The 5,871-nt window shown below is 43.7% G+C and carries 6 protein-coding genes; 4 read left to right on the top strand and 2 right to left on the bottom strand.

Annotated features, from left to right (window positions below):
* The first annotated feature begins 146 nt into the window (after positions 1-146).
* The gene (nhaB, locus tag CAG69_RS09865) at positions 147-1,733 is read left to right on the top strand and encodes a Na(+)/H(+) antiporter NhaB (RefSeq protein WP_005396952.1); all 1,587 of its coding nucleotides are present in this window, start codon (positions 147-149) and stop codon (positions 1,731-1,733) included.
* Between the two features lie 83 nt (positions 1,734-1,816).
* A complete protein-coding gene (gene dsbB, locus CAG69_RS09860; protein ID WP_005396949.1) occupies positions 1,817-2,353 on the top strand; it encodes a disulfide bond formation protein DsbB in 537 nt (178 codons plus the stop codon).
* A gap of 91 nt (positions 2,354-2,444) precedes the next feature.
* Here the strand turns inward: dsbB and CAG69_RS09855 are convergent, their stop codons facing one another.
* Entirely contained in the window at positions 2,445-3,062 is a 618-nt protein-coding gene (locus tag CAG69_RS09855) for a YecA family protein (RefSeq protein ID WP_134647362.1), read from the bottom strand.
* Positions 3,063-3,232: 170 nt separating this feature from the next.
* Between CAG69_RS09855 and dusC the strand changes: the two genes are divergently transcribed.
* The gene (gene dusC / locus CAG69_RS09850; protein ID WP_161443973.1) at positions 3,233-4,192 is read left to right on the top strand and encodes a tRNA dihydrouridine(16) synthase DusC; all 960 of its coding nucleotides are present in this window, start codon (positions 3,233-3,235) and stop codon (positions 4,190-4,192) included.
* A 35-nt stretch (positions 4,193-4,227) separates the two neighbouring features.
* On the opposite strand, the gene CAG69_RS09845 is transcribed toward dusC, so the two are convergent.
* Positions 4,228-5,703, bottom strand: coding sequence for a sensor domain-containing diguanylate cyclase (locus tag CAG69_RS09845; RefSeq protein ID WP_161443971.1), 1,476 nt, complete (start codon positions 5,701-5,703; stop codon positions 4,228-4,230).
* Here CAG69_RS09845 and CAG69_RS22310 point away from each other — a divergent pair.
* Positions 5,666-5,806, top strand: coding sequence for a hypothetical protein (locus tag CAG69_RS22310; RefSeq protein ID WP_202600743.1), 141 nt, complete (start codon positions 5,666-5,668; stop codon positions 5,804-5,806). The two genes, CAG69_RS09845 and CAG69_RS22310, sit on opposite strands and share 38 nt — an antisense overlap.
* The last annotated feature ends 65 nt before the right edge of the window (positions 5,807-5,871 follow it).

Genomic DNA, 5,871 nt, shown 5'->3' with positions numbered 1-5,871 from the left:
GGAAGTAACTTGGCAAGACTGCAATAAACAAAGGATTGTTGTTTTACTAAGTTATTGTTTTAAAAGACTAGTTAATAAGTCTAACAAACAGATACTTAAGCACTATTGTAGTGTCTATTCATAATTTTGTTATAAAGAGAATTATCATGCCGATATCGCTCGGAAACGCTTTTATCAAGAACTTTCTTGGTAAAGCGCCTGATTGGTACAAAGTTGCCATTATAGCCTTCTTAATAATTAACCCGATTGTATTCTTCCTAATAAACCCATTTGTTGCTGGGTGGTTGCTGGTTGCTGAATTTATTTTCACGCTTGCAATGGCACTAAAATGCTACCCATTACAACCTGGTGGTTTACTTGCTATTGAAGCCATCGCTATCGGCATGACTAGCCCTGCGCAAGTTAAGCACGAGTTGGTGGCAAATATTGAAGTATTACTGCTTCTGGTATTTATGGTTGCGGGCATCTACTTCATGAAGCATTTATTGCTGTTCATTTTTACCAAAATTTTACTTGGTATTCGCTCCAAAACCCTTCTATCACTTGCGTTTTGCTTTGCCGCGGCATTTTTATCGGCGTTTTTGGATGCTTTGACGGTTATCGCCGTTGTTATCAGTGTGGCGATCGGTTTCTACTCTATCTACCACAAAGTGGCGTCAGGTAACCCGATTGGTGACCATGACCACACACAAGATGACACGATCACTGAGCTAACGCGTGATGACTTAGAAAATTACCGCGCCTTTTTACGCTCATTGTTGATGCACGCTGGTGTAGGTACTGCGTTAGGTGGCGTAACCACTATGGTGGGTGAACCTCAGAACTTAATTATTGCAGACCAAGCGGGTTGGTTATTTGGTGAATTCCTAATCCGTATGTCTCCAGTGACGCTACCCGTATTTTTCTGCGGTCTCATCACTTGTGCTCTAGTCGAAAAGCTTAAAGTGTTTGGCTACGGTGCAAAACTTCCTAATAACGTTCGTCAAATCCTCGTTGACTTTGACAATGAAGAGCGCAAAACGCGTACCAATCAAGACGTTGCAAAGCTATGGGTTCAAGGGCTTATTGCTGTTTGGTTGATCGTGGCATTAGCCTTGCACTTGGCGGCGGTAGGCTTAATTGGTCTTTCAGTGATCATCTTAGCGACGGCTTTCACTGGCGTCATTGAAGAGCATTCCATGGGTAAAGCGTTTGAAGAGGCTCTGCCTTTCACTGCACTACTTGCGGTATTTTTCTCGATCGTTGCGGTAATCATCGACCAAGAGTTGTTTAAACCAGTTATCGACGCGGTGCTTGCCGTTGAAGATAAAGGCACTCAGTTAGCTCTGTTCTATGTCGCGAATGGCTTACTATCAATGGTGTCGGATAACGTATTCGTCGGTACGGTTTACATCAATGAAGTAAAAACAGCACTCATTGAAGGTCTCATTACTCGCGAGCAGTTTGACTTACTGGCAGTTGCTATCAACACTGGTACTAACCTACCATCTGTTGCTACGCCAAACGGTCAAGCGGCATTCCTATTCCTACTCACCTCGGCTCTCGCTCCATTAATTCGTCTGTCTTACGGTCGAATGGTTATCATGGCGCTGCCTTACACCATCGTTCTTGCGATTGTCGGGCTAATGGGCATTATGTTCTTCCTAGAGCCTGCAACGGCTTCTTTCTACGATGCAGGCTGGATTTTACCTCATAGTGGTGATCTGACTCCCGTAGTCTCCGGCGGTCACTAAAATTTGAGTTGATTAGGAAACTTATCCACGTTAAAAAGCTCTGAGTATTCAGAGCTTTTTCTATTTCAGACAGGAACAAAAACGTGACTATTTTAAATTCACTTAACCAGTTTTCGAAGGGACGCTTATCGTGGCTGCTGCTTCTGCTATTCGTCGTTTTCTTTGAAGCATGTGCCCTCTATTTTCAGCACGTCATGATGCTTGCACCATGTGTCATGTGTATCTACGAACGAGTCGCGATGATGGGGGTGGGTGTCGCTGCAATCGTTGGTCTTATGGCACCAAATAACCCAGTTTTCCGTTGGCTAGGTTTGATTGGCTGGGGATTAAGCTCTTACAAAGGACTGCTGCTTGCTCAGCAGCACGTTGATTATCAGTTTAACCCATCACCATTCGCGACTTGTGATTTATTCGTAACATTCCCTAGCTGGGCTCCGCTTAATCAGTGGGTTCCTTGGATGTTCGAAGCATACGGCGATTGCTCGAAGATTGTTTGGCAATTCCTCGATTTATCAATGCCACAATGGTTAGTAGTTATTTTCGCGGGCAATTTAATTGCTTTAGCATTAATTGTGATCGCACAATTCTTCCCAGCAAGACGCACTAATCCGATTCGTTAATCCTTCCGAGAAATGATAACGAAAAAAGCCGACCAGATGGTCGGCTTTTTACTGAGTAAACATCGCGGCTATTTAACTTAACCACGTTAACTCAACCACGTGATTGACCACAACACTGCTTGAACTTTTTGCCGCTCTCACAAGGACAAGGATCATTGCGCCCGATACCTTTGAATGGGTTTAGGCTTTGAGCCTTATTGCCTACCATCAACTCATCCGCGCCTAACGCCACTTCACCGACCATCAAATCAAGCTGGTCGATCAAGTCTGCTAGAGCTGGAGGCGTTTCAATACCGGCGTCGCGCATCTGTTGCTGCGTTGCCGACTCATCGATAGCCAGCATCAAAGTGGTCAGTAATGCTTGTAGCATACGCTGCAATCCATCATTGAGCTCAACGTTTTGCCATTGTTCTTCAATCATTGGCCAAACAGACATAAAGCCTTCGGCAAAATCAGCAAGTTGCTCAGGTTCTTTGCCTGTTAGCTCTAACACTGAATATTCGTTTCGTTGAATTCGGTTGTGCTGCTTGTGAATTTGCTCTTCTACTGCCGGTTGAATCGCTTTGAATCCTTCACCTAATAGCGGCTCTAACCACTTTTCAGGAGCGAGTGGTTTTGTCGTCAGATTAGCAGCGAGCACTGCGCCTTCGATAAATAGGCAAGATTCATCGATGTGAATTTCGCCTTTCTCAATCAATGTGTATTGCATGACATCTGGTTTCCCATAAATTTGGCGGCATTATACCTCAGAGCATAAAAGCACGTAACCGAGAGTTGCGAGTTTGACTGTATTGAGTGCTTTGAGTCTTTTAATGACAAACTTAGCTGACATCGCTACAATCGCCCTCCTTTTTATCACCAAACTGTATTAGGCAAACTATGCGAGTTGTACTAGGCCCAATGGAAGGCGTTTTAGACCATTTGATGCGCCAAATCCTGACCGAGATAAACGACTATGACCTATGTGTTACGGAATTTGTTCGAGTCATCGACCAGTTATTGCCCGATCATGTATTTCACCGTTTATGCCCGGAGCTGTTGCAAGGTTCTCAAACCGCATCAGGTGTGCCAGTACATGTGCAATTATTAGGACAAGAACCAAACTGGATGGCTGAGAACGCAATTAAAGCGGCGAGCCTAGGCGCCAGAGGCATCGACATAAATTTTGGTTGCCCAGCCAAAATGGTCAATAAAAGTAAGGGTGGTGCTGCTCTACTTCAGCATCCTGAGCTAATCCACCGTGTGGTTAAAGCTTGTCGAGAAGCTGTTCCAGAGGCTATTCCTGTGACCGCAAAAATTCGTCTTGGCTGGGAAAACCCTGAAGATTGCTTTGAAATTGTTGATGCCATTCAATCTGCTGGTGCAAATGAATTGACCGTACACGCACGTACTAAACAAGGTGGTTACAAAGCGTCTGAGATAAAATGGGATTACATCAACCAAATTCGCGAACGTTTTGATATTCCGCTTATTGCGAATGGCGAAATTTGGAATTATAAAGATGGTCAACGTTGCATTGAAACGACTGGCGTTGACTCTTTGATGGTGTGCCGCGGCGCTTTCAATATCCCGAACTTGGGCAACATGGTAAAACACAACCACCAGCCAATGTCATGGCCCGAGGTGGTTGAGCTACTGATCTACTACTCCAAGTTTGAGATGAAAGGCGACAAAGGTTTGTACTATCCAAACCGCGTAAAACAATGGTTCTCTTACTTACGTCAGGCCTATCCTGAAGCAAAAGATCTATTCAGAGAAATCCGAACGTTTAACAAAGCCGCGCCGATTGTTGAGCATATTCAACGTTATCGTGATGAGTTAAATTCTCAGGTTGCATAAAATCTGAGCATTGCAAAGGGCGAACTGCTCGCCCTTTAAGCGCTTAGATCTTCGTAGCAAATCTTATTTTTGCCTGTACTCTTGGCTTGATATAACTTTTCATCCGCCGCTTTAAATAACTCATCAAAGCTTTCCACTCGGTTCTCTTTACTGAACACCACACCGCCAGAGATCGTAAAACCTTCTTTAGTCACGCGTGTCGAGCGTTCGTCTATGGCTTTTTTTACCCGCTCTAAAATTAGCTTAATGCCTTCCGAGTCTTCGTCGTAAATCGCCAACACGAACTCTTCGCCACCAAATCTTGAGGCGACATCTGTGTGGCGAATATTTTCACGTATACATTTTGCAACTAGCTGAATCGCAGAATCGCCGACATCATGACCATAGGTATCATTGATCTTCTTGAAGTTATCAATATCGAACACTGCTAATGCAACCTGTTTTTTCGTCATCTTATTGCGCCACACGGTTTGCATTCCTCGACGGTTCAACAAGCTCGTCATCGGATCTCTGGCGGCGAGATCTTTAAAATAACGTCGCTCACTATGCATATTCACATAGAACAATACGACTGTGCTCAAAACGTAAATAGAGATCGCAACAATAAGGCTGTATTTTTCGAACACCGCTAGGTTCTTAGCTTCATCCCAAAGGTTGTACTCGTAATACATGCTGTGATTCGCACTCAATCGCTCTAACTCGACTGGTTTGATTCGTGTACTGTTTGAAGGAATGGATTGTAAATTGGAAACCAAATGAAACTTACCAACAAGACCTAGCGACGAAGCCATCAACGCATTGACATCAAAATCAATGGACAGCACACCTTGATGCCTCCCTTTTTCGTAAACAGGCACCGTCATACTAATAATTTGACCTTCCATCGAATCCAACATCGGCCCAGGTCCGGCCAAGGTGATGTTCACTTTATCTTGTGCGGTTTTTTGCCAAAATGGGCGCGCTTTTAGCGTTGACCAAAGCTCTCTAGTGAAGTTTTTCGCGTACGTGTCAGGAGACGAAATGACGTAACCACGCTTATCGATGTAATGAATACCAACGATATGAGATTCAATATCGTGCAGAAAAGACAATGACGGTGCAAAACCCGCCTTTTGTTCAGCTAATTGGTTAAGCGTTGAACCTTGCTGACATAAGCTTTCATCGCCCACTATCATGTAATCAAGATCAACCGCAGGTAATCCCTCACTGTAGACACTCTCCAGCAACAAGACGTCTATCGGCCAAATATAACAAATCCCCTTTTTGACTAAAGAATTGTGTTCTTCAGACAATGGGTTAGCGTAATTCGTATAGTTAGTAAAACTATAATCTAAGGCGGTGAGGACTTTAATACCACGAGACATGGCACGATCAATGCGTGCATACTCAGAATCAATATAGCGGTTGAGCGCATCGTAGTAGTTTTTTGTCGTAACAAGCAAAACCACTATACATAATGCGAGAGGGAAAAAGATGACAAATGAGAGACTAAATCGCCTTGGGTTAACCATTGAGTACCATGTATGTGAAGGTATATCGTCTCTATCAAATAACGCGATTCCACTGTCTTACCAACTGGCAATGCATAACGCGCATCGCCAGAAAATCAGATAACCAACAAATGTATACGTGTTGTAGGAGACTGTTTATATATTAAAGAAGTTTAATCAATATAGAAC

The organism is Vibrio sp. V43_P6S15P86 (assembly GCF_009904725.1).
Lineage (GTDB): Bacteria > Pseudomonadota > Gammaproteobacteria > Enterobacterales > Vibrionaceae > Vibrio > Vibrio diabolicus.
The sequence above is the reverse complement of the archived record's forward strand: the minus strand, read 5'-3'. Positions and strand labels throughout refer to the sequence as shown.

Bases quoted from the DNA above. Each gene is read 5' to 3' on its own strand.
- nhaB (WP_005396952.1), top strand. From the start codon at position 147: ATGCCGATATCGCTCGGAAACGCTTTTATCAAGAACTTTCTTGGTAAA.
- CAG69_RS09855 (WP_134647362.1), bottom strand. From the start codon at position 3,062: ATGCAATACACATTGATTGAGAAAGGCGAAATTCACATCGATGAATCT.
- dusC (WP_161443973.1), top strand. From the start codon at position 3,233: ATGCGAGTTGTACTAGGCCCAATGGAAGGCGTTTTAGACCATTTGATG.
- CAG69_RS22310 (WP_202600743.1), top strand. From the start codon at position 5,666: ATGACAAATGAGAGACTAAATCGCCTTGGGTTAACCATTGAGTACCAT.
- CAG69_RS09845 (WP_161443971.1), bottom strand. From the start codon at position 5,703: ATGGTTAACCCAAGGCGATTTAGTCTCTCATTTGTCATCTTTTTCCCT.